Source organism: Streptomyces sp. TRM68367 (assembly GCF_014495685.1).
GTDB lineage: Bacteria > Actinomycetota > Actinomycetes > Streptomycetales > Streptomycetaceae > Streptomyces.
Genome location: NZ_JACTVI010000010.1, coordinates 73147 through 95927, shown reverse-complemented (window position 1 = coordinate 95927; position 22781 = coordinate 73147). Strand labels below are relative to the sequence as shown.

Annotated in this window: 18 protein-coding genes; 7 read left to right on the top strand and 11 right to left on the bottom strand. The window is 72.0% G+C overall.

The window, feature by feature from the left end; all coding sequences use genetic code 11:
- Positions 1-34: 34 nt before the first annotated feature.
- From H8R17_RS10295 to H8R17_RS10285, 3 genes are all read right to left on the bottom strand, one after another.
- The gene (locus tag H8R17_RS10295) at positions 35-1141 is read right to left on the bottom strand and encodes a cell wall metabolism sensor histidine kinase WalK (protein ID WP_187822843.1); all 1107 of its coding nucleotides are present in this window, start codon (positions 1139-1141) and stop codon (positions 35-37) included.
- Entirely contained in the window at positions 1138-1878 is a 741-nt protein-coding gene (locus tag H8R17_RS10290; RefSeq protein ID WP_187822842.1) for a response regulator transcription factor, read from the bottom strand. Before H8R17_RS10290 ends, H8R17_RS10295 begins: the two co-directional genes overlap by 4 nt.
- Before the next feature lie 137 nt (positions 1879-2015).
- Positions 2016-2723, bottom strand: a complete 708-nt coding sequence (locus tag H8R17_RS10285; RefSeq protein ID WP_187822841.1) for a spermidine synthase — start codon at positions 2721-2723, stop codon at positions 2016-2018.
- Between the two features lie 89 nt (positions 2724-2812).
- On the opposite strand from H8R17_RS10285, the gene H8R17_RS10280 reads away from it, so the two are divergent.
- Complete coding sequence (locus H8R17_RS10280) at positions 2813-3859, top strand: rhomboid-like protein (protein ID WP_399476521.1); 1047 nt, start codon at positions 2813-2815, stop codon at positions 3857-3859.
- 102 nt (positions 3860-3961) lie between these two features.
- On the opposite strand, the gene H8R17_RS10275 is transcribed toward H8R17_RS10280, so the two are convergent.
- Entirely contained in the window at positions 3962-4453 is a 492-nt protein-coding gene (locus H8R17_RS10275; RefSeq protein ID WP_187822879.1) for a MarR family winged helix-turn-helix transcriptional regulator, read from the bottom strand.
- Positions 4454-4648: 195 nt separating this feature from the next.
- Positions 4649-7072: an endopeptidase La gene (gene lon / locus H8R17_RS10270; RefSeq protein WP_187822839.1), complete on the bottom strand. Its 2424-nt coding sequence runs from the start codon at positions 7070-7072 to the stop codon at positions 4649-4651.
- A gap of 148 nt (positions 7073-7220) precedes the next feature.
- Here lon and H8R17_RS10265 point away from each other — a divergent pair, with 148 nt between their 5' ends.
- Positions 7221-8405 carry a MalY/PatB family protein gene (locus tag H8R17_RS10265; protein ID WP_187822838.1) on the top strand — a complete coding sequence of 395 codons (1185 nt, stop codon included), beginning with the start codon at positions 7221-7223 and terminating at the stop codon, positions 8403-8405.
- 24 nt (positions 8406-8429) lie between these two features.
- Here the strand turns inward: H8R17_RS10265 and H8R17_RS10260 are convergent, their stop codons facing one another.
- Complete coding sequence (locus H8R17_RS10260; protein ID WP_187822837.1) at positions 8430-9521, bottom strand: methyltransferase domain-containing protein; 1092 nt, start codon at positions 9519-9521, stop codon at positions 8430-8432.
- A gap of 131 nt (positions 9522-9652) precedes the next feature.
- The gene (locus H8R17_RS10255; protein WP_187822836.1) at positions 9653-10441 is read right to left on the bottom strand and encodes a protein phosphatase 2C domain-containing protein; all 789 of its coding nucleotides are present in this window, start codon (positions 10439-10441) and stop codon (positions 9653-9655) included.
- A gap of 364 nt (positions 10442-10805) precedes the next feature.
- On the opposite strand from H8R17_RS10255, the gene H8R17_RS10250 reads away from it, so the two are divergent.
- The 5 genes from H8R17_RS10250 to H8R17_RS10230 are packed head-to-tail and all read left to right on the top strand — an operon-like array spanning position 10806 to position 16403.
- Complete coding sequence (locus H8R17_RS10250) at positions 10806-13553, top strand: nitrate- and nitrite sensing domain-containing protein (RefSeq protein WP_187822835.1); 2748 nt, start codon at positions 10806-10808, stop codon at positions 13551-13553.
- On the top strand, positions 13550-14059 hold the full coding sequence (locus tag H8R17_RS10245) for a roadblock/LC7 domain-containing protein (RefSeq protein ID WP_187822834.1): 510 nt from the start codon (positions 13550-13552) through the stop codon (positions 14057-14059). Before H8R17_RS10250 ends, H8R17_RS10245 begins: the two co-directional genes overlap by 4 nt.
- Complete coding sequence (locus H8R17_RS10240) at positions 14056-14475, top strand: DUF742 domain-containing protein (protein WP_187822833.1); 420 nt, start codon at positions 14056-14058, stop codon at positions 14473-14475. Before H8R17_RS10245 ends, H8R17_RS10240 begins: the two co-directional genes overlap by 4 nt.
- A complete protein-coding gene (locus H8R17_RS10235; protein WP_187822832.1) occupies positions 14456-15106 on the top strand; it encodes an ATP/GTP-binding protein in 651 nt (216 codons plus the stop codon). The genes H8R17_RS10240 and H8R17_RS10235 overlap by 20 nt, the downstream gene beginning before the upstream one ends.
- A 43-nt stretch (positions 15107-15149) precedes the next feature.
- The gene (locus H8R17_RS10230; RefSeq protein ID WP_187822831.1) at positions 15150-16403 is read left to right on the top strand and encodes a styrene monooxygenase/indole monooxygenase family protein; all 1254 of its coding nucleotides are present in this window, start codon (positions 15150-15152) and stop codon (positions 16401-16403) included.
- Positions 16404-16643: 240 nt separating this feature from the next.
- On the opposite strand, the gene H8R17_RS10225 is transcribed toward H8R17_RS10230, so the two are convergent.
- From H8R17_RS10225 to H8R17_RS10210, 4 genes are all read right to left on the bottom strand, one after another.
- Positions 16644-17924 (bottom strand): extracellular solute-binding protein, encoded by a 1281-nt coding sequence (locus tag H8R17_RS10225; RefSeq protein WP_187822830.1) that lies wholly within the window; start codon positions 17922-17924, stop codon positions 16644-16646.
- Entirely contained in the window at positions 17921-18979 is a 1059-nt protein-coding gene (locus H8R17_RS10220; RefSeq protein WP_187822829.1) for a hypothetical protein, read from the bottom strand. The genes H8R17_RS10225 and H8R17_RS10220 overlap by 4 nt, the downstream gene beginning before the upstream one ends.
- Entirely contained in the window at positions 18976-20373 is a 1398-nt protein-coding gene (locus tag H8R17_RS10215; RefSeq protein ID WP_187822828.1) for a hypothetical protein, read from the bottom strand. Before H8R17_RS10215 ends, H8R17_RS10220 begins: the two co-directional genes overlap by 4 nt.
- 79 nt (positions 20374-20452) lie before the next feature.
- A complete protein-coding gene (locus tag H8R17_RS10210) occupies positions 20453-22759 on the bottom strand; it encodes a tetratricopeptide repeat protein (protein WP_187822827.1) in 2307 nt (768 codons plus the stop codon).
- Between the last annotated feature and the right edge of the window lie 22 nt (positions 22760-22781).

The window sequence follows — 22781 nt, the reverse complement described above, 5'->3', positions numbered from 1 at the left end:
ACATGGATCTTGTGGCTTCGCTTCGAACTTTACGTCAACTTGGCACAGAAGACAGTCCCGGAAGCGTGACGAGAATCCGGCAACCCCGCTCGGATTCGGCCACTCCGATCCGGCCGCCATGCAGATCCACCGCCCAGCGGGCGATCGCCAGGCCCAGTCCGGTGCCGCCGTCGCTGTCCGGACCGTGCGGCCGGGTGACGGCACCGCGGTTGAACCGCTCGAACACCTTGTGCCACTCCGAGCGCGGAATGCCCGGACCCTCGTCCAGGACCTCCAGCTCCAGCGACTCAGGCCGAGGCCCGCGCCGCGCCTTGACCGTCACCCGGCCGTGCGGCGGGCTGTGCTTGACCGCGTTGTCGATCAGGTTGGCGACCACCTGGTGGATGCGCTCCGGGTCGGCGTGCGCGGTCAGCTCCGGCGGGGAGACGTCCAGGTGCAGATGGACGTCCGTACGGGTGTGGATGCCGGAGCCCGAGGCGATCCCGCCGCGCGCCGAGGCGACCATGTTGGCCTCCTTCAGCACCCCCGACAGGTACGGCCACACCTCGAACCGCCGCTGCTTCAGTGGTATGACCCCGTTGTCCAGGCGCGACAGGTCCAGCAGGGTCTCCACCAGCCGGCCCAGCCGCTCGGTCTGCTTCAGGGCCGTGCGCATCGTCTCCTGGTCGGCCTGGGTGACACCGTCGACGATGTTCTCCAGCACCGCGCGCAGGCCGGCGATGGGGGTGCGCAGCTCGTGTGAGACGTTGGCCACCAGCTCCTTGCGCTGGCGGTCCTGCGCCTCCAGCTCGTCGGCCATGACGTTGATCGTCTGGGCCAGGTCGCCCAGCTCGTCCCGGCGGTTCTCACGCACCCGGCGGGTGTAGTCACCGTGCGAGATCGACCGGGCGACCGCGTTCATGTCGTCCAGCGGCGCGGTGAGCGAGTGCGCCACGAACTGCGTAATGAGCAGGGTGGCGATCATCGAGAAGACCGTGATGAAGCGCAGCTCCGTCTTGGTCTGCACCGCGATCATCGACAGGCCCGTCGTGATCAGTACCGAGATGACGACGAGCGCGCCCAGCTTGGTCTTGATCGAGAACGGGCGCACCGAGCCCCAGGGTTCCCCGGGGCCTCTCCGTGGGGCCGGCCCCGAACTCATGGCGTCGGCGTCTCCAGCGCGTAGCCGACCCCGTGCACCGTACGGATCCGCTCGGCGCCGATCTTCCGGCGCAGCGCCTTGATGTGGCTGTCGACCGTGCGGGTGCCGGAGGCGTCCGCCCAGTCCCACACCTCGGCGAGCAGCTGCTCGCGTGAGAGCACCGCGCGCGGCGTGTTCGCCAGGCACACGAGCAGGTCGAACTCGGTCGGCGTGAGGTGCACGTCCTCGCTGCGCACCCGGACCCGCCGCTGCGCGTGGTCGATCTCCAGCTCGCCGAGCCTCAGGATGCCCGAGCGGGGCGTGGCCGCGGCCAGCGCCGCGCGCTCCACGCGGCGCAGCAGCACGTGGACGCGTGCCGCCAGCTCCCGCATCGAGAACGGCTTGGTCATGTAGTCGTCGGCGCCGACGCCGAGGCCGACCAGCATGTCGGTCTCGTCGTCGCGTGCGGTCAGCATGAGCACCGGCACCGGCCGCTGGGCCTGCACGCGCCGGCAGACCTCCAGACCGTCGAAGCCGGGCAGCATGATGTCGAGGATCAGCAGGTCGGGCTGCCAGGCCTCGGCCGTGTCGACCGCCGCCGGACCGTCGCCCGCCGTTTGCACGAGGAATCCCTCGGCTCGCAGGCGGGTCGCGATGGCGTCCACGATCGTCGGGTCGTCCTCGACCACCAGGACCCGGCGCTGTGCGCCCGGGGTAGCCGTCGCCGTGCCGTTGTGGGAGGTGTGTGTCTGCTCCATCGCCCGCCCCTGAAGGTGTGCTTTCCGGAATCAGTGGGGTGATCCGGTTGACTGGCACATGCCTGCGCATGCTTTGCGATTGACGCTTGAATGAGCCGCGTCAGGGATGCAGCGTACGGGGAGTCACCGCGCCTTTGCTATCCAGGTCGGACGGCGAGATGAACGACGTCGGGAACGCCTCGGGCAACCGGGATCTCTTCGGTACGCACCTGTTGGAACCCGGCATTCCATACGGTTTGTTCGAATTCCGGAGAGGGCTGGGCCGACCAGAGGGCCAGAACGCCGCCCGGTCGCAACACGCGCGCGCAGGCTGCCAGTCCGGCCGGTGCGTACAGACCGTCGTTGTTCTCGGTGACAGTCCAGCCGGGGCCGTTGTCGATGTCGAGGCACAGGGCGTCATACGTGTCGGATGTCTCACGGATGTGTGCGATCAGGTCGTATTCGACGATCTCGGTGCGTGGGTCGTTTATCGCCCGGGCGGAAAACACGGACAGCGGGCCGTCGAGATGCCAGTCGATGACGGCCCGTTCGCGTTCTACGACCGTGATGTGGCCCCAGTGCGGGTTCTGGGCGGCGTGCGCGAGGGAGAAGCCGACGCCGAGGCCGCCGAGGAGCAGGCGGGGGCGGGTGTGACCGGTGGGCGGGGGCAGGGTCCTGCCGGTCGGGTTCAGGGCCGCGAGGGCCGCGTCGACGAGGCGGCGTTCGGAGCGGCCGTCGGAGGTGTCCATCAGGAAGCAGCCGTTCGCGATGATCTGCAGCAACGTTCCGTGCCGGCGCAGTACGACCTCGCCGTGCGGGCCCTCCCGACGGTCCAGGACTTCGGGGGTGTCGTACGAGGCTGCCATCCGGTCATCTTGGCAGGTGGGCGGGGGAAGGCCGAGCGAATTTCCGGGGGCGCGGGGAGTTTGAGAGGTTGCTGAGAATCGGGTCTTGCGTGGCGCCGGTCACAGACAGGGGTCTGCGGGGGCGCGAAGGGTGGGGCGGAACGGAAGGAGCGCCCACCGTGGAGCAAAGCACCGCGCCGCCCGACGAAACGGTTCCGTCGACGTCCCTCTCCGATGTCCCGGACCTGTTGGACGGGGTGCCGCGGCAGCGGGATGCCGGTGAGCCGGGGGCCAAGCGCTCCGGCGCAGCTGCGGGCAGTCGTGCCGCTGGGGCGATGGGGGTCCCCCCGCGCGAACTCGTTCGAGCGTGGGGAAGGGTGGGCGCAGCGGCACCCCGCAGCGCCCGCCCGCGCACCCGACCCCCGGTCCGCACCGGCTTGCGGCAGGGCCGGGCGCCGTTGCCGGGTGCGGCTCGGTGGAGGCGGGACGTACCGGCTCGCTGTGGGGTTCGGGTCCGGCGGTTGTTGCCCACGCCCGCCGGGACGCCGTTCACCTTCGGCTTTGCGGTGGTGCTTGTCGGGACCTCGTTGGTGGCCGAGTTCGGTGCGCCGGGGCTGGTACATGCGTTGCTGCAGGGGTCAAGTACCGATGTGGCGCATCTCGTGCGGATGCCGGTGACGGTGCTGGTGGCCAGTGCGTTGTGGGTCGCGGGTGTGACCTCGCCGTATACGGTCGGGTTTCTGCTGGTGATGACCGCGTTGGAGCGGCGGGTCGGCGGGGTGCGGGCGGCCGGGGTGTTTCTGCTCGGGCATGTGCTGGCGACGCTCGCGACCGAGGGGCTCGTGGGGATCGGGGTGCTGGTCGGAGATCTGCCGGACAGTTCGCTGCACCGGCTCGACTACGGCATCAGCTTCGGCGTGGCCGCCAGTACCGGCGCGCTGGCCGGGCTGCTCACGCCATTGCTGCGCTGGCCGGTGCTGGCCGGGTTCGGCGCGCTGCTCGTCGAGGACCTGCTCGCGTTCACGGACCCGATGACGAACTGGGGCCACCTGATCGCCCTGGCCATCGGCGTCGCCACCTGGCCGGTGGTCCGGCGCTGGCATCGAGTGCGGGCGCGGCAGTCGCCGGATACGGCACGGGCGGCCGTACCGGCGTAGGGCTACTTCTCCAGGCCGGCGTGGGGCTGCTTCACCCATGCCTGGCGTGGGGCGGCCCTTCCGTGCCCGGCGCAGGGCTACCTCTCCGTGCCGGGCGTAACGCTACTTCTCCATGCCCCGGTTCAGCTGGTGCAGCAGCCGGGCCAGTTCCGTGACCTCGTCGGGGTTCCAGTCGGCGAGGCGGCGGGCGTAGCGGGCGCGGCGGGCCTCGCGGACCTTGCGGACCCGGTCCTGGCCCTCCTGGGTGAGGGCGACGAGCCAGGCGCGGCCGTCGGCGGGGTCGGGCTCGCGGGCGATGAGCCCGAGGTGCTCCAGGGCGCGCAGCTGGCGGGACATCGTCGCCTTGCCGACGCCGATGTAGGCGGCGAGCTCGGTGGCGCGCTGCCGGCCGTACTCGTCCAGCCGTACCAGCAGGCCGTACGCGGACGGTTCGAGGTCCGGGTGGACCTCCCGGGCCATCTCGCCCTGGTTGGCCCGGGCGCGGCGCAGCAGCACGGTCAGCTCCCGCTCCAGCGCCAGGAACCCGGGCTGGTCCACGCCGCGTCCCGGCTCCCCGGCGTCGTCCGGACGCCCGTCGTTTCCGCCCTCGTGCACGTCAGCCCCTGCCTCGGTTCTTTGCTTCACCATTGCGCCGCAGCTCCGCAAGTATTCCGCAGGCCCAGACCAGCGGCAGCCTGCGGACCCCGGCACGGCCGTACGGCACGGAGAAGGCCCGGGCCTCCCTCACGAAAACCGGGGCCTTCCCTTCATCCGGTGCCCGCGGGCGGAGCCCGCTGATGGACTACGCCGTCACGCCGCCACCGGAACCTCCGGTGCCGCGCCGTTCGTGGCCGGCGACAGCGCCAGTTCCAGGACCTGGCGGACGTCGGTCACGGTGTGGACGTCGAGCCTTTCCAGCACCTCGGCCGGGACGTCGTCCAGGTCGGGCTCGTTGCGCTTGGGGATGACGACGGTGGTGACCCCGGCGCGGTGCGCGGCGAGCAGCTTCTGCTTCACGCCGCCGATCGGGAGGACCCGGCCGGTCAGCGAGACCTCGCCGGTCATCGCCACGTCCGTGCGGACCAGGCGGCCCGACAGCAGCGAGGCGAGGGCCGTTGTCATCGTGATGCCGGCGCTCGGGCCGTCCTTGGGCACCGCGCCCGCCGGGAAGTGGATGTGCACGCCCCGGTCCTTCAGGCCGGCCACCGGGAGTTCCAGCTCGGCGCCGTGGGAGCGCAGGAAGCTCAGGGCGATCTGCGCGGACTCCTTCATCACGTCGCCCAGCTGGCCGGTGAGTGTCAGACCCGCCGCGCCCGTCTCCGGGTCGGCCAGCGACGCCTCGACGTACAGCACGTCACCGCCCGCACCGGTGACCGCGAGGCCGGTCGCCACGCCGGGCACGGCCGTGCGGCGCTCGGCCGGGTCCTGGGCCGACTCGGGCACGTGGTGGGGCCGGCCGATCAGGCCGCGCAGGTCCTCGTCCCGGACGGTGAACGGCAGCTCCCGCTCGCCCAGTTCGTGCTGGGCCGCGACCTTGCGCAGCAGCCGCGCGATGGACCGCTCCAGGTTCCGCACGCCCGCCTCGCGCGTGTACTCGCCGGACAGCTTGCGCAGCGCGCTCTCGTCGAGGGTCACCTCGCCCGCGTCGAGACCGGCCCGCTCCAGCTGGCGCGGGAGCAGGTGGTCACGGGTGATGACGACCTTCTCGTCCTCGGTGTAGCCGTCGAGGCGGACCAGTTCCATGCGATCGAGCAGCGCCTCCGGGATGGCCTCCAGGACGTTGGCGGTGGCGAGGAAGACCACGTCCGACAGGTCCAGCTCCACCTCCAGGTAGTGGTCCCGGAAGGTGTGGTTCTGCGCCGGGTCCAGGACCTCCAGCAGCGCGGCCGCCGGGTCGCCCCGGAAGTCCGAGCCGACCTTGTCGATCTCGTCGAGGAGGACCACCGGGTTCATGGACCCCGCCTCCTTGATCGCGCGCACGATCCGGCCGGGCAGCGCACCGACGTACGTACGGCGGTGGCCGCGGATCTCGGCCTCGTCGCGCACGCCGCCGAGGGCGACGCGGACGAACTTGCGGCCCATGGCGTGGGCGACGGACTCGCCGAGCGACGTCTTGCCGACACCGGGCGGTCCGACGAGGGCCAGTACGGCACCGCCGCGCCGCCCGCCGATCACGCCGAGGCCGCGGTCGGTACGGCGCTTGCGCACGGCCAGGTACTCGGTGATGCGCTCCTTCACGTCCTCGAGACCGGAGTGCTCGGCGTCGAGGATCGCCTTGGCGCCCTGGATGTCGTACTGGTCCTCGGTCCGCTCGTTCCAGGGGAGCTCCAGGACCGTGTCCAGCCAGGTCCGGATCCAGGAGCCCTCGGGCGACTGGTCGGAGGAGCGCTCCAGTTTATCGACCTCCTTGAGGGCGGCCTCGCGGACCTTCTCCGGCAGCTCGGCGGCCTCGACGCGGGCGCGGTAGTCGTCGGACTCCTCGCCGTCGGACTCGCCGTCCAGCTCGCGCAGCTCCTTGCGGACGGCCTCCAGCTGGCGGCGCAGCAGGAACTCACGCTGCTGCTTGTCGACGCCCGCCTGGACGTCCTTGGCGATGGACTCGGCCACGTCCTGCTCGGCGAGGTGGTCGCGCAGCTGCTGCGTGGCGAGCTTCAGGCGGGCGACCGGGTCGGCGGTCTCCAGCAGCCCGACCTTCTGCTCGGTGGTCAGGAAGGGCGAGTAGCCGGAGTTGTCGGCGAGCGCGGACACGCCGTCGATGGCCTGCACACGGTCCACGACCTGCCAGGCGCCGCGCTTGCGCAGCCAGGCGGTGGCCAGCGCCTTGTACTCCTTGACGAGTTCGGTCACGTGTCCCGGCAGCGGGTCCGGCACGCTCTCGTCGACGCGCGTGCCCTCGACCCACAGCGCCGCACCCGGCCCGGTCGTCCCGGCGCCGATCTTCACCCGGCCCAGGCCGCGGATCAGGGCGCCCGGGTCACCGTCGGCGAGCCGGCCGACCTGCTCGACCGTGCCGAGGACGCCGGTGCTCGCGTACGTCCCGTCGATCCGCGGAACCAGCAGCACCCTGGGCTTTCCCGGCTTGGAACGGGCGGCAGCCTGGGCGGCCTCCACCGCCGCGCGCACATCCGTGTCGTTCAGGTCGAGAGGGACCACCATCCCGGGCAGCACGACCTCGTCGTCGAGCGGCAGCACGGGCAGGGTGAGCGGTGTGAACGCTGTGGACTCAGCAGCCATGATCTCCCCTTCGGCAGTCAAGTTGAGTTATGCCGACTCAATGCACGACGGCGGTCGAATGTTCCCCAGGGGATGTTCGCTCTGAGCGATCCAGGCGGTGGGCCGAAGGGACCAACGGGCTGCAGCCGGGGCCGTTTACCTTGTGCCGATGGACACCATGCCGCGCGACACCTCCGCATCCCCCGGCGCCAACCCCCTGTCCCAGCTGTCCCTGGAGCAGCTCCGGCGCCGTACGAGCATGAAGTGGCGGACCTACCCCGAGGATGTGCTGCCGCTGTGGGTGGCCGAGATGGACGTCCCGCTGGCCGAGCCCGTGGCGCGGGCGGTCACCGACGCGGTGGCGCTCGGCGACACCGGCTACCCGGCCGGGACGGCGTACGCCGAGGCGCTGGCCGGGTTCACCCGCGCGCGGTGGGGCTGGGACGGGCTCGCCGTGGAGCGCACGGCGATCGTGCCCGACGTGATGCTGGGCGTCGTCGAGATGCTGAAGCTGGTCTCCGGGGCCGGCGACCCCGTCGTCATGAACTGCCCGGTGTACCCGCCCTTCTACCAGTTCGTCGGGAACCTGGGCCGCCCCATAGCCGAGGCGCCGCTGGGCGCCGACGGGCGGATCGACCTCGCCGTGCTGGAGGATGCGTTCCGGCAGGTCACCCGGCGTGCCGGGCGGCCGGTGTACCTGCTGTGCAGCCCGCACAACCCGACCGGAACCGTGCACACCGCCGCCGAGCTGACGGACATCGCGCGGCTGGCCCGGACGTACGGCGTACGCGTCGTGGCCGACGAGATCCACGCCCCGCTCGTCGCCGCGGGCGTCTCCTTCGTGCCGTACCTGAGCGTGCCCGGCGGGGAGAACGGGCTGTCCCTGATGTCGGCTTCCAAGGCGTGGAACCTGGCCGGGCTCAAGGCCGCCCTCGCCATCGCCGGGCCCGACGCGGCCGAGGACCTGGCCCGCCTTCCCGAGGAGGTCAGCCACGGCCCCAGCCACGTCGGCATCCTCGCCCACACCGCGGCCCTGCGGGACGGCGGCGACTGGCTCGACGCCCTGCTGTCCGGCCTCGACGCCAACCGGCGGCTGCTGACCGGTCTGCTGGCCGAGCACCTGCCCGCCGTCCGGCACACGCCCGCCCAGGGCACCTACCTGGCCTGGGTGGACTGCCGGGACCTGGGCCTCGGCGACGCACCGGCCGACGTGTTCCTCGAGCGCGGCCGGGTCGCCCTGAACTGCGGGACGCACTTCGGCACCGGCGGGGCGGGCTTCGTCCGGATGAACCTGGCCACCTCGCCGGAGCTGATCACCGAGGCGGTCCGCCGGATGGCCGCGGCGCTGGACTGAGCGTGTGGTTCCGCACGGCTCCGGTCACGACGAGCCGCCCTTGGTGGCGATGTAGTAGGCGTTGATCGGGTCGCCCTCCACCGACTTGACCTCGACCTGGCCGAAACCCGCCTCGGTGAGCATCCGCAGGGCGGTCTCCCGGCCCCACGCGGTGCCGAGGCCGGCTCCGCCGGTGCTCAGCGAGGTCGTCATGCAGTAGAACACGGAGAAGCCGTAGAGCGCGGGCCCGAAGGGATGCCCGATGTTCTGCTCCAGCCTGCTGGAGGCGGCGATGTCGCCCATGAGGAACGTGCCGCCGTCGCGCAGCGCCCCGGCGATCGCCGACAGCGTCTCGGCCGGCCGTGCCAGGTCGTGGATCACGTCGAAGGCGGTGATCAGGTCGTACGTGCCGGTGATCGCGGTCGAGTCCGCCGCGGTGTAGCGCACGTTGCCGAGCCCGGCGCGGTCCGCCTCGGCGCGCGCGGCCGTGATGCCGTCCTCCGACTGGTCCAGGCCGTGGAACCGGCTCGCCGGGAAGGCCCGCGCCAGCACGAGCGGGGCGTGCCCCTGCCCCGTCCCCACGTCGAGGGCGTCGATGCCGTCCCGCAGCCGCTCGGCAAGGCCTGGTACGAGCGGCACGATCGTGCTCACCAGCACCCGGTCGTAGACCCGCGCGGTCTCCTGGGCCTGGAGCGCCTGGAAGCGCGGATAGGCCGAGTACGGCACGCCTCCGCCCTCGTGGAAGCAGCGCACGATCTGCTGCTCGACCTCACCCATCAGCGCGATGTACTGCATCATCCCGGCGAGGTTGTCCGGTCCGGCCGCGCTGGTCAGCGAGGCGGCGTGCTCGGGCGGCAGCCGGTAGGTCCGCTCGTCCGGGTCGTACACCACGAACCCGCCGACCACCATGCCGCCCAGCCACTCGCGTACGTAGCGTTCGTCGAGGTCCGCCGCCTTGGCGAGGCCGGCGCTGGTCGACGGCGGAAGGGCGGCCAGGGTGTCGAACAGCCCGCACTGGTGGCCGACGCTGGTGAGCAGGGCGAGCGCGGCCTTGTTGAGCACGTCCGTCACTTCGCCCGCGAACGCCTCCTGCCGTGCGGGATCCAGCGGTGTCTGCTGTGTTCCGGGACTCGACATGATCACTCCTTCCGGCGCGGCGGCCGTGGCATACCGATCGGCATTGGCGCGTATTCGTCACGTTACGCCCGGATTGTCATCGTGGGCCTTACGGAGCGGGAACGGCTTGCGAAGTCGGAGGGCCCCGCCGTTCACAGCTCGACGTGCACCACCGTCGCGTCGTCGTGCGTCTTGCCCCGCCCCAGGTGCGCCCGTTCCTCCCGGTCGGCCCGCTCCAGGTCCCGTACGCGGTCCACCAGTGCCCGCGCGCCCCCCTTCCCCACGAGCCGGAAGCAGTCGCTCCAGTCGCCCTCCCGGAACGTCTCCACCCACCGGGTCGCCCCGTCGGTCAGGGCGGCCAGAGCGCGCACCTCGCGGCGCGGCAGGGCGCCGGTCACCGCGCGTGCCGCCGCCGACGGGTCCGCGGCGGCCGTGAAGAAGCCGCCCTCCTTGTTGCGGACCGTGGCGTCGACCAGGGTGTGCGTGGCCAGGGCGGAGCGGGGGACGCGGGACAGGCGGTCGTCGAGGAGCGCCGTGACCGATCCGTCCGTGGCCTGAACCAGCAGGGCCGAGTCGGACAGGACCAGGTACTCGACCGTGTCGGCGGACCAGCGGGCCAGGACCACAGTTGCCTGTGGGGTGCGAGGGTGAGAAAGGTCACAGGTTGCGCGATGAGCTTCGGCGGTACGCGCGATGGCGCGGGACAGGGCTTCGGCGAGGGGGACATCGGGGAGTGAAACGGTCAGTTCGGTCAGGGCTCCGCCGAGCCGTGCGGTGAACCAGGGGACGGAATGCAGGCAGCCCGCTCCGCTCGCCGGCGGCGTCACCCCGTCCAGCACGACGAGCGCACCGCCCTGTCCGCAGGCCGGAACTCCGACGCTCGCGAAGTCCTCGTTGGGGCGGCCCGGATCGCCGGGTTCCGAGACGAGTTCCGTGCGCATCCAGCCAGTCTGCACGAGCCCATCACAAGGTTCGCGAGAGGCTGGCATCCGTTGCCGGTTCGGCGCCGCCCCGCAGGTCAGGAGCCAGGTTTGCGGTGGAATGATCCGTTCCGGGCATACGTGGTGGCGAATACTGTCACCACCCGCCGCGGACGTCCAACCCGCGCGCCGGGCAAGGCGGATGCACACGCCAGGGGAACTTGCCCCCCAACTCCTGTCCGATGTTCACTCCTTCGGGTGGCGGGTCGGATGATGCGCGCCCCCTGCCCACCGGCACTGGGAGGGTCGGGAGCTGTACGGAGCGTGCGTCTGTCGGCCCCCGTTGACGGAGCGCCACCCGGGCCCATGGGTACACGAGTCAGGAATGCGAGCACCGGTGCAGAAGATGCGGCCTCGTCGCTCAGGCAAGCAGACGCCCCCCACGGGGGGCGCGGAGCACACGCCCCTCACCGGCAAGGGCCGCCCGACCCACGTACGCAATCGGCTGATCATCGCTGTCGCCGTGGTGGCCGCCGCCGTCGCCGCGGCCGGTACTCCCTCCGTCGTCGCAGCCTCCGGCCAACTCAGCGACTCCCAGGACCTGGTGACGCTCGCCCAGCAGACCGAGGAAGCGCTCACCCTGTCCCACGCGCTCGCCGACGAGCGCGACGAGGTGACGTCGTACATCGCGGCCGGCCGTCCCAAGTCCAAGGCGCCCTCCGAACAGCACAGCGCCCGCGTCGACCGGCAGGTCCGGGAGCTGCGCGCCGACTCGGACACGCCCCCCGCCCTGCGCGGCGACCTCGATGACATCGCAGCCATCCGGCGGGCGGCGCTCACCGGCCGGAGCAGTGCTCTCGAAGCGCACCAGGCCTACTCCACCGCGATCACGGAACTGCACCGGCTCGCCGAGCAGCTGGCCCAGCAGTCGCCGCCCCGCGCGGGCTCCGGCGCGTACGCCCTGGCCGAGCTGGACTCCGCCGTGCAGCAGGCGGCCGCCGCCCGCGGCCTGCTGCTCGCCGCGCTCAACGTGCCGTCCCGCACCGAGACGGTCATCGACCCCGTCACCGGCCTGGCGACCGAGACCGTCACCTCCTCCTCGGCCGACACCAAGCAGCGCGACGCCCTGAGCGCCGCCGCCCAGCAGGCCCGGCTGCGCTCCGACGCCGCGCTCGCCGACTTCCGCGACACCGCGTCCAAGACGGCCCGCACGAGCTACGACTCCACGGTCACCGGCCCCGAGGTCAACTCCGCCGACCAGTACCTCGCCACCCTCACCGACGAGCCGACGCTCTCCGACCGCGACCTCGCCACCAGCACCGGCAAGCTGGCGAACGCGCTCTCCGCCCGCGTCGACCGGATGCGCGGCGCCGAGTCCGCGCTGTACGACCGCCGCACCAAGTCCCTGGAGTCCCTGCGCGACGACGACGTCACCGCGCTGGAGATCCGTATCGCCCTGCTCGGCGCCCTCGTGCTGCTCGCCGTCGGCATCGCCACGGCCCTGGCCCGCACGCTCACCCGCCCGCTGTCCGTGCTGCGCCGGGGCACGGCCCGGCTGGCCGACGCCGCGGACCCGGTCGCCGAGGCGCCGGTCACCTTCACCGGCCGCAACGACGAGTTCGCCCAGGTCGTGCGCTCCGTCAACGCCCTGCACACGCACGCCGTCGCCCTCGCCGAGCGGGTCACCACCCTGGAGGACGACCGCAAGCACCTCGTCGGGCAGCGGCAGAAGATGGCCGACGCACGCGAGCAGCTGCGCGCCGAACTCGCCGAGTCCCTGACACAGATGGAGCGGCTGCGCACCACCATCGGCCACACCTTCGTGAACCTGTCGCTGCGCACCCTCGGCCTGGTGGAGCGTCAGCTCACCGTCATCGAGGGCCTGGAGGCGCGCGAACAGGACCCCGAGCGCCTCTCGACTCTCTTCAAACTCGACCACTTCGCCACGGTCATGCGCCGGCACAGCGAGAACCTCCTCGTCCTCGCCGGCACCGAGCAAGTCCAGCACCACGCGGGACCGGTCCCGCTCGTCGACGTCGTGCGCGCCGCGGTCAGCGAGATCGAGCGGTACGAGCGCGTCCGCATCGCCGCCCTGCCCCCGCACGCGCACGTGGCGGGCTTCGCTGCGGACGACCTCTCCCACCTCCTGGCCGAACTCATGGAGAACGCCACCTCGTTCTCCCCGCCCGACCTGCCCGTCGAGGTCTCCGGCTGGCTGCTGGAGAACGGCGAGGTCATGCTCTCCGTCCACGACGAGGGCATCGGCATGGCCGCCGACCGCATGAGCCGGCTCAACACCCGCCTCGCCGAGTTCGACCCGGAGACCCCCTTCGAGCAGGAGGGCGAGGACGGCCTGGGCCTCGGCCTGTACGTCGTGGCCCGCCTCGCCCACCGCCACGGCGCCCGCGTCCGGCTGCGCCAGCAGAAGCAGGGCGGCGTAGCGGCGGTGGTGGTCCTCCCCACCACCTTGCTGGTCCCCGCCCCACCCTCCGCGATCCCCACCTCGACGACCCGCGTCTCCCACACCGACACGATGACCCTCCCCGGCGCCGACGCCGAGGCCAACTCCAACGTCCTCCACGGCCGCTCGGAGTCGGCCGACCCCCTGGTCACCCTGGCGGAGAAGGCGGTGCGCCGCGCGGCGGAGCCGGCAACACCCGAGGACGACCCCGAAACCACGATGGCACTCCTGCTCCCGTCCCAGAGGGACGACTCCCCGGAGCGGGAGAAGGCCCCCGCACCCGCCGACGGCGCTTTCGCACCGCAGGGACCACCACCCGCACCCGCCGATGCTGCTTTTGCCCCACAGGGGCCACCCGCACCCGCCGACGATGCCCGCACGGGTGGTGCGAGTGGGAACGAGAATCCCGCCGAAGGCGAAGCCGAGGCGGAACACCAGCGCACCCCGGACGAGGAGCAGCTCACAGCCAAGGGCCTCCCCAAGCGCACGCCGAAAATCACTGAACCCACCCAGACGGCCCCGCGCCAGCGGACCTCCGTCGACGCCGAAGCCCTGCGCAAGCGCCTCGGCGGCTTCCGCAGCGGCGCGCAGGCCGGCTACCGCGACGCAGAAGCAGAGATCGCTGAATCCGAAGAAGCCACGGGGGGCACAGTCGAGGAGGCAAGCAGTTGACCGCGCCCAGTACCTTCGGACTGAGCAGTGAAGCCCGCAACCTGCACTGGCTGCTGACCAACCTCGTCGAGGAGGTGCCGGGCATCCAGTCGGTCGCGGTGGTCTCCTCCGACGGCCTGCTCCTGCTCTCCTCCGACGCCTCGCGCCACGCGGAGGCCCGCGAGGCGGCCGGCACGGCAAAGCCCACCGGCCCCCGCGGCTCCTCCGCCGACCTCGCCACCATCGTCTCCGGCATCGGCAGCCTCACCGTCGGCGCCGCCAAGCTGATGGAGTTCGGCAAGGCCAAACACACCATGGTCGCCATGGACGAGGGCAGCCTGTTCATCATGTCGATCAGCGACGGCTCGCTGCTCGGCGTGCACGGCGCCGCGGACTGCGACATGAGCGTCGTGGCGTACCACATGGCCCTGTTCGTGGGCCGCGCCGGCCACGTCCTGACGCCCGAACTCCGCAACGAGCTCCGTAAATCCCTGGAGGATTCCGAGTCGACGGGGAGCGTCCGATGAGCAGCGCACCGAACAACAAAACGCATCTCTCGGTCCGCGGCGGCGACCGCAAGCCCGCCCGCGTACGCCCCTACTCGCTCACCGGTGGCCGTACCCGCTTCGGCCACGTCCTCCTCGTGGAGACCTTCGTGGCGGCGCTGGACGCCCCGGAGGAGCGCAGGGAACTGACGAACGGTGCGCTGAAGTCGGCGGTCATGCCGGAGATGCGGGCCATCGTCGAACTGTGCCGCCGCATGCGTACGGTGGCTGAGATCGCCGCGCTGCTGAACATGCCGCTCGGCGTGGTCCGCGTCCTCCTGAGCGACCTCGCGGACCAGGGAAAGATCCGTGTGTACGGCACCGGGACCGGTCACGGCACCGGCCGTCCGGACCGCGCTCTGCTGGAAAGGGTGCTGAGTGGACTCCGTCGTCTCTGATGCCGCTCGTCGTGGCGTCTCCCCGCTCGTCGCTGCCGCCGAGCCCGACGAGGACCTGAAATCGTGGCAGACGGACCGCACCCGCGCCCCGATCGCCACGAAGATCGTCGTCGCCGGCGGCTTCGGCGTGGGCAAGACCACGCTGGTCGGCGCCGTCTCGGAGATCACGCCCCTGCAGACCGAGGCGCTGATGACCGAGGCGAGCGAGGGCACCGACGACCTCACCGCCACGCCCGGCAAGCTCACCACCACCGTGGCCATGGACTACGGCCGCATCACGCTCGACGACGACCTGGTGCTGTACCTGTTCGGCACGCCGGGCCAGCAGCGGTTCTGGTTCATGTGGGACGACCTGGTGCGCGGCGCGATCGGCGCGGTCGTCCTGGCGGACACGCGCCGTCTGAAGGACTGCTTCCCGGCGCTGGACTACTTCGAGAGCTGCGGGCTGCCGTACGTCGTCGGGGTCAACCACTTCGACGGCAGCGAGCTGTACGAGCCGGAGGACGTGCGCGAGGCCCTCACGATTCCCGCACACATACCTGTCATGATCATGGACGCGCGGCGCCGGATCTCGGTGATCGAAACCCTCCTGGCCCTCGTGGCCCACGCGCTGGAGGAAACTCCCGAATAGGCACGCCGTAGTCCGGAAAACCAGAACAGGGGAGACAGCCCGTATGCGGAAGATACTCGTCGTCGGGGCCGGCCAGTCCGGCCTCCAGATAGCCCTCGGCCTCCAGTCGCACGGGTACGAGGTAACCCTGATGTCCAACCGGACCGCGGACGAGATCCGTACCGGCCGGGTGATGTCGACGCAGTGCATGTTCCACACCGCCCTCCAGCACGAGCGCGATCTCCAGCTGAACTTCTGGGAGTCCCAGGCCCCGAAGATCGAAGGACTCGGCGTCTCGGTCGCCGCCCCCGGCTCCTGGGCCGAGGGCCCCGCGGCGCGCGCGATCGACTGGGTGGGCACGCTCGACGGGCACGCGCAGTCGGTCGACCAGCGGGTGAAGATGGCCGGCTGGATGGAGACCTTCGCCCAGCGCGGCGGCCAGCTGGTCATCCACGGTGCGGCGGTCGGCGACCTCGACTACTTCTCCCGTACGTACGACCTCGTCCTGGTGTCGGCCGGCAAGGGCGAGCTGGTGCAGATGTTCGGGCGCGACGCGTCGAGGTCGCCGTACAGCGAGCCGCAGCGGGCGCTGGCCGTGTCGTACGTGCACGGGCTCGGGCCCCGGCCGGAGCACCCGGACATGGAGGCCGTGCGGTGCAATCTGGTGCCGGGCGTCGGTGAGCTGTTCGTGATGCCGTGCCTGACCACGTCCGGGCGGGCCGACATCCTGTTCTGGGAGGGCATACCTGGCGGTCCGCTCGATGTCTTCAACGGTGTGAAGGACCAGGCGGAGCACCTCTCCCTGACCCTGGAACTCATGGAACGGTTCACTCCGTGGGAGTACGCGCGGGCCACGAAGGCGGAGCTGACCGACGCGGGGGGTGTGCTGTCCGGGCGGTACGCCCCGACCGTGCGGAATCCTGTCGGGCGGCTGCCGGGCGGCGGTCTGGTCCTCGGTGTCGCCGACGTGGTGGTGGCCAACGACCCGATCACCGGGCAGGGGTCCAACTCGGCGTCGAAGTGTGCGGCGGCGTATCTCGCGTCGATTCTCGAGCACGGGGACAAGCCGTTCGACGAGGAGTGGATGCGGGGGACGTTCGAGCGGTACTGGGAGACCGCGCAGCATGTGACGAAGTGGACCAACGCGATGCTGGCTCCGCCGCCGGAGCATGTGCTGAACCTTGTGGGGGCGGCGGGAGAGCTTCAGCCGGTGGCTGATCGTTTCGCCAATGGGTTCAATGATCCGGCGGATTTTGAGGAGTACTTCTACGAGCCCTCCAGGACCGAGGCGTATCTGGGGTCGGTTATGGGGGCCTAGTGGCCCGGCAGGCACGTTCGCCCCGTCGCGACGCCCGGCACGCCCTCTCGCCGCACCGGCCGAAAGCCCAAGTGCGTCCAGTACGAGGGCTTCCGGCCGGCACGCCGAGAGCACGCACCGGACGCCGCTCCTTGACGCGCAAACGTTGCCTGTCGTGGCACTAGTCGCCGTAGGGGCGCGGGGGCGCTGGCGGCTGCGGGTTGTCTGTGGCTTGTCGCGCCCACGCGGCGGAGCCGCATATCAGGCAGAGCCCCGCGCCCCTTTCGAGGCGCTGCTGCATACCGTTCGCAGGGATGCGCTGTTGGTGGGCTGGGATCTCTTTATGTTCTGGAGGTCTGCCAGGAGGTGGGGGATGTCGGGGTCCTCTCCGGCGGCGATTCTGGCCATGGTCAGAAGGGTGGCCTCGTAGAAGGCGTCCCGTAGGGCGGGGGGCATCACGTCCGAGGCGTCCAGGCAGCGGGGGCCCCTGCCGGTGAGGCGGGCGGCGATCGCGTCGCCGATCCGGCCGCTCTTCGGCTGTACCAGGCGGTTGGCCGAGAAGACGTCCGGGAACTCGGCCCACTTGCGTTGGCCCTCCGCGGAGGCGAGCTTCTCGATCAGCTTGCGGGCCGGGGCGCGGTCGCTGAACAGCGCGGCGAAGTCGCCGGTCACCTCGTGGGCGCGGACCTGGTAAGGGCCCCCGGGAAGCAGCGGTGCGGAGTCGGCCAGGCCCACGGGATGCTCGTTGTAGAAGGCTGGTGCGAAGGAGCCCTGGTGCTCCAGGGTGCACCCGCCCCGGCCCGAGAACAGCAGCCCGTTCCTGTCCTCGTCGGGGTCGCCGCGGCGATCGGTGCGCAGGGCGTGCCCGGTCGCCTTCCGGTTCTGCCGGAGCAGACCGGCCCACGCCTCCCAGGCAGTGCGCACCGCATCCCCGGTCCACGGCACCCTTTCGTCGCCCAGCGCCCACTTCCCGTAGATGTCCGGGCCCTCCCGTTGCAGCACGAGGTCCTCGATCCAGTCGCTGCCGGGCCAGCCGGAGGCGCCGGCGTCCCCCATGCCGATGCACCAGCTCTCCATCGGTGCCGGTGCGGCGGCGGGCTTGTTGCCCGGTCGGTACCAGACGATGCTCTTCAGGTCCGCCTTGACCGGGACCCAGTACACGTAGTCGGACGTTCTGCTCACCGACTGCCAGGGGGAGCCGTACTCGTCCTCGTCGACCAGGTCGTCCAGCGGCTGGAGGAGCCGTTGGCCGGCGTACTCGGCGAGTTCGCCGACGCCCGGCATGATCGCGATGTCCGGGGGCTCGCCCGCCTGCACCTTGGAGAGCAGCACCTCGCGCTGGGCCGCCGTGCCCTGGTAGTCGAAGGGGATGCCCAGCTCGCGCAGCACGGCCTCGAAATGCTCCTCCTCGGTGTCCGTCCAGGGCCCGAGGATGGTCACCGGGTTCTCGTCGTCGCGCTGCGCCCAGACCGCGACCAGGCTGCCGCCCGAGACCAGCAGCAGCACCACGAGGAACACCAGCAGCTTGAACGGCCGGGTCACCGTCGCCTCCAGTAGTCGTTGTCGAGCCGGAGACCGAGCCCCACCGCGGGCAGGACGACGAGCAGCAGGCCGCCGATCAGCGTGCCCTGGTACGCCCTGTCGGCCCAGCTGCCATCGGCCAGCTCCTGCCGGATGTGCTCGGACTTCGCCGTGACCTTCCGCTGTGCCTCGGTCAGCGCCGTGACCATCTTCCGCGGCTCGACCGACTCCGCGTCGCAGCAGCGCTGTTCGGAGATCGTGGTGATCTGCTGCAGATCCGCGCGCACGCCGGCGAGGTCGTGCTGCGCGGAGGACGCCGTCAGCAGCGGGACGACCGCGAGCAGCACGGTGAGGGCGAAGGCCGCGAGCAGGTACGGGTTCCAGTCGCGGCCGCAGCGGTCGCGCAGCACGAACAGCGCGGAGAGCAGGGTCAGCGCCAGGGCTGCCAGCGCGAGTTCGGCGAGCCACCAGCCGCCGCGCTGCACCCACCCCATGCCGGCGACGTCCCCGGCCCGCCGCATCTGCTCCCGCTGGAGCTGGTCGAGCCGGGGTACGAGTCCGACGCCCGGGCGGATGAGCAGCGAGTCCGCCTCGGCGAGCTTCTGCTCCCGCATGAGCGGCTGGTCGCGGTACATGGCCGTGCCGAGGGTGAGCAAGTGGCTGTAGGAGGCGAGCAGGCCGTTGACGGTGCCGAGGTCCTGGTCCGTGCGGTCCGCGATCCGGGACAGCCCCTGGTCGGCCGCGGAGAGCTGTGCCCGGTAGTTCTCGCCCGAGCCCGCGACGTCGGCGAGCTCCAGGTCCACCAGGACCGTGGCCTCCCAGCGGGCACGCAGCACCGCGAGCCGGGCCGCGGCCAGACCCTGCACGGCGGGCGCCTCCCGCGAGGTGAGGTCCCGGGCGCTCTGCTGGGTGTGGCGGGAGGACAGGAGCAGCGCACTCACCGCGACGGCCGCGCACAGTGCCAGGACCAGCAGGTGCACCTCCAGCAGCCGGCGGGTCCGCAAGCGGCTCAGGCGTCTGCGCCAGAGAGCGGCCGGGGAGTACGTGCGCCAGGAGACGGCGCGTCGGGTCGTCACAGCAGCCTCTTCCCGCAGCGGATGCCGATGCAGTAACGGGCCTCGCTCCCGGCCGGGGTTCCGCAGTGCCTGCAGCGCGGGCCGGGAGACGGGTAGGCGATGTCGGTGAGGGGTCCGCCCGGACGGGATCCGGCGCGCAGGATCATCGAGCCGAGCGTGTCGGTGTTGACACCGGTGTGCACCCGGACCAGTCCCGCGGCCGCGTCCACGATCTCGGCGACCTCGCCGATCTCCTCCAGCACCCACTCCGCGCCGAGCCGGGCCGCCAGCATCGCGGCCTGACCCAGGTAGCGTTCGGCGGTGTCCCACTGCTGCTCCTGCAGCGCGACGAGTCCCCTGCGCAGGGCCTCCCGCATCACGGTGGTGGTCTTCAGGGTGGGCACGGTGCAACTGCCTGCCGAGGCGCGTGGCGGCGACTGCTCGGGTCGGTGCCAGCGGGCGGTGACCGGCGCGTGGACGTCGCCGACGGAGACCATGGCGAACTGCAGCTCGGTCTCCAGCGGGTCGGCGTCGGCGTCGGCGACGAGCGTGAGCAGGTAGTCGCGGCTGCCCTGCTCCCACTGGTAGGTGGGGAAGCTCCAGCGGTTCGGCAGGCGGGGCTGGGGCAGCCCGCCGAGGCGGTGCGGCCGGGGCGCCTTCTCGTGCAGCGCGATCTGCCGCACGGAGGGCCGCACGGTCACCTCGATCGGCAGCTGGGGAGTGTGCGCGCGGCGCAGCCGCTGGATGGCGGCGGTGATCGCCCGGCCGAGGCCGTCGTCCACGAACTCGGCGGTGCCGTGCAGCCGTTCGGCGAGGGTCAGCAGGGGATCGGGAGTAAAGTCCGCGCCCACGGCGAACACATCGCAGGTGAACTGCCCGGTGCAGGCCTCCAGTTCCTCCTCCAGCCCGCTCTCGCCCGGGGTGCTGCTGCCGTCGGTGATCAGCAGCAGATGCCGTACGGACAGCGGGCGGCCGGCGAGCAGGGCACGTGAGCCGGCCGCCCAGGCGGCGTACCCGGCGGGGCGGGGGCCGTCCCGGTGCAGCGGGATCGCGCCCGCGGCGAAGGCGGCCCGGCGCTTCTCGTGCTGGTCGGCGACGGCCCATTCCTGCGCGCCCCGCGGATAGCACCGGACCGGCTCCGGGCCGCTGCCGAGCACGGTGAAGGAGATGTCGTCGGGCAGGGCGCGCAGCGCGGACGGCAGGGCGTGCCGGACCGCCGCCCGGTGGCGCTCGGCCACGTCCACCGCGATGATCACGGCGAGTTCGACCGCGGGCAGTTCGGCGGGGGCGCCGGTGGCGGCGACATCGACCCGCAGATGTGCCTCGATCTTCGCGCTGCGGTGCGGGCGCAGGTCGCCGTCGAGGTCGACGTGCAACCGGATGCCGGGCTGCGGCTGCCGGGTACGGCTGCTCATGGCGTACGTCACCGCTCCTTCCCCTTCGTCGCCGGGCGGACGGCGTTGGGCCGCCGTCCGGTCTGTCGTCGCCGTGCGGTCAGACAAAGGTCTGCGGCCGCACCGCGTGCGAGAGGTCCACGAGGTACTCGTGGGTGGCCGACCCCCGGTGGCGTGCGGCCAGTTGCCGGTAGTGCGACTCCATCTGGGCGCGCAGCTCCCGCTCCTGCGCGCTCAGGCGCCGCAGACTGCGGGCGTCGAGCCGCCTGGCACCCCCTTCCGGGAGGCCGGGCCGGTCGCTGCGGCTGTGCAGCGCGTCCAGCTTCCACTCGTGCAGTTCGGTGCTCAGGCGCAGCGCCTCGTCCTCGGACAGGCTCGGCTCGCCGGCGCCCGGTTTCTGGCGGACCAGGCCGTGCAGTTCGGCCAGCGCCGCGTCGACCTCGGCGGGCGCGGGCAGCGCGTCGCCGTTCCCGGGCAGCCGGGCCGCGCGGATGCGCAGCGAGGCGATGCGCGCGACGGTGTGGTCCAGGGTGCCGGGGCGGACCCGCTCGAGCACCGTGAGGGCCGCCCGGCGGTCGCCCGCGCACAGCGCCAGCCGGGCCAGGCCGAGGGCGGCACCGCCGTGCGCGGGGTTGCGTGCGAACACGGCCTCGTACAGCTCCTTGGCGGTGGGCCCCGTCGGGTCGTCGCCGAGCCGCTCCCCGCAGTAGGCGAGGGCCAGCTTGGGCGCGTACTCACCGGGCAGGTCGAGCATGACCTCCTTGAAGTGGCCCTTGGCCCGGGCGACATGGCGCGGGTCGGCGTCGAGGCCGGCGCGGCGCAGCGCGACCAGTGCGCGGTGCCAGTCCAGCCGCCACCGGCGCACGGCCCGCGGACCGGGAATGGCGTCTGCGGTGTCGAGCTCCTCCTGGGCCAGCTCCAGGTCCTCCCGCGTGTTCCGGTCCAGCAGGACACGCACGTTGTGCAGGCAGATCTCCACCGAGGGCGGCTTCTCGTCGTCCTGGGCGAGGAGCTGGCCCGGGTCGTAGCCGCTGCTCACCTCGAACCGCGCGGTCTGCGGATCCTTCGGATAGCGCTTCGGGACCGGCAGACAGCGGGCGATCTCGGTGGGCGTGGGGGAGCCGAGATCGAGGGCGGGGGCCACGGGCGGGTCGTACCGGTCGCGGCGGGGGCGGCCGAGCCAGTGCTCGATGCCCGGCACCGTGCCGAGCCGGGCGCCGAGCAGCTGCGGGGACGGCCAGAAGTAGTCGGACGGCTCGGGCGGGTCGGTCTTGCCGCGCAGGGCACGGATCTCCCGCAGGGCGCCCCGCAGCTGGCTCGCCGTCTCCCGGGCGTCGGCGAAGCGCCGGCCCGGGGCGGGCCGGGTGGCGCGCTCGACGACCCACCAGAAGGAGGCGGTGCCGAGGCCGGGCACCCGGTCGACGGCCCAGCCGGCGAGTTCGCGCAGGGTGACGCCGACGGTGTGCAGGTCGTGGGCGACGGTGAGCACGCCGGAAAACTCGGTCTCGGGCGCCATGTAGCCGGGCGTGACATGGGCGGGCGGCTCCGTCTGGCCCTCCTCGCGCATGCCGCCCAGGTCGATGACCTTGACGCCGTCCCCGTGGTGCACGACGTTCGAGGGCTTCATGTCCCCGTACAGGTAGACCTCCTTGCCGCCGGCGTGCAGATGGCCGAGGGCTTCGAGGATCTCGCAGCCGTACGCCGCGACGTGCTCGATGTCGAGGTCGAACTGCCCGCGCCGGGTCTCCTCGACGACCTTCTTCAGCGTGCCGTCGCCGACGTCGTCCATGACGATGTGGCCGCCGGTGACCCGGCCGCTGTCGTCGCGCCGCGCCACGAAGTCGCGGATCTGGACGATGCGGGGGTGGCGGATGCCGACGAGGTTCTGGCGCTCGACGTCGGCGAGCCGGGCACCGTCCCGCTTGTAGCGGTCCAGCAGCCCCTTGACGGCGACGATGTCACCGAGGTGGGTGTCCTCGGCGAGATAGACCCAGCCCTGGCCGCCGTGCGCGACCGGCCCCATGATCCGGTACTGGTCGCGCAGCACGTCGCCCTTGGCGAGGTCGGGCCGGTACGAGTAGGGCTCGCCGCAGGCCGGGCAGTGCCCCTCTACCGGCACCGGGCCCTCGGTGTAGGGCGGGGCGAACGTGATGCCGCACTCGGGGGACGAGCAGCCCATGCGGATGCGCAGCGGCGCATCGGGAGGGATGAGACGTGTCCGGGCGGCGCGCGGTTCGCGCTTGGGCAGCGTGAGGAGCTCCTGAGGGCCGAGGTCCCGTGGGTCGTCGGGCAGTGGGCGCAGCCCGGGGGCCTTCTCGTGGCGGCCGCACTCGGCGCAGTAGCCGGTGGGCAGGACGGTGCCGCCACAGGGGGCTCCGGTGAAGCGCCGGTGCGGGCAGGTCGTCATCCGCTCGTCGTCCTCCTCCCTT

What these genes read in the sequence shown, in the direction of transcription:
- H8R17_RS10295 (WP_187822843.1), bottom strand. Translation starts at nt 1,141, where the DNA reads ATGAGTTCGGGGCCGGCCCCACGGAGAGGCCCCGGGGAACCCTGGGGC.
- H8R17_RS10290 (WP_187822842.1), bottom strand. Translation starts at nt 1,878, where the DNA reads ATGGAGCAGACACACACCTCCCACAACGGCACGGCGACGGCTACCCCG.
- H8R17_RS10285 (WP_187822841.1), bottom strand. Translation starts at nt 2,723, where the DNA reads ATGGCAGCCTCGTACGACACCCCCGAAGTCCTGGACCGTCGGGAGGGC.
- lon (WP_187822839.1), bottom strand. Translation starts at nt 7,072, where the DNA reads ATGGCTGCTGAGTCCACAGCGTTCACACCGCTCACCCTGCCCGTGCTG.
- H8R17_RS10265 (WP_187822838.1), top strand. Translation starts at nt 7,221, where the DNA reads ATGGACACCATGCCGCGCGACACCTCCGCATCCCCCGGCGCCAACCCC.
- H8R17_RS10260 (WP_187822837.1), bottom strand. Translation starts at nt 9,521, where the DNA reads ATGTCGAGTCCCGGAACACAGCAGACACCGCTGGATCCCGCACGGCAG.
- H8R17_RS10255 (WP_187822836.1), bottom strand. Translation starts at nt 10,441, where the DNA reads ATGCGCACGGAACTCGTCTCGGAACCCGGCGATCCGGGCCGCCCCAAC.
- H8R17_RS10250 (WP_187822835.1), top strand. Translation starts at nt 10,806, where the DNA reads ATGCGAGCACCGGTGCAGAAGATGCGGCCTCGTCGCTCAGGCAAGCAG.
- H8R17_RS10240 (WP_187822833.1), top strand. Translation starts at nt 14,056, where the DNA reads ATGAGCAGCGCACCGAACAACAAAACGCATCTCTCGGTCCGCGGCGGC.
- H8R17_RS10230 (WP_187822831.1), top strand. Translation starts at nt 15,150, where the DNA reads ATGCGGAAGATACTCGTCGTCGGGGCCGGCCAGTCCGGCCTCCAGATA.
- H8R17_RS10215 (WP_187822828.1), bottom strand. Translation starts at nt 20,373, where the DNA reads ATGAGCAGCCGTACCCGGCAGCCGCAGCCCGGCATCCGGTTGCACGTC.
- H8R17_RS10210 (WP_187822827.1), bottom strand. Translation starts at nt 22,759, where the DNA reads ATGACGACCTGCCCGCACCGGCGCTTCACCGGAGCCCCCTGTGGCGGC.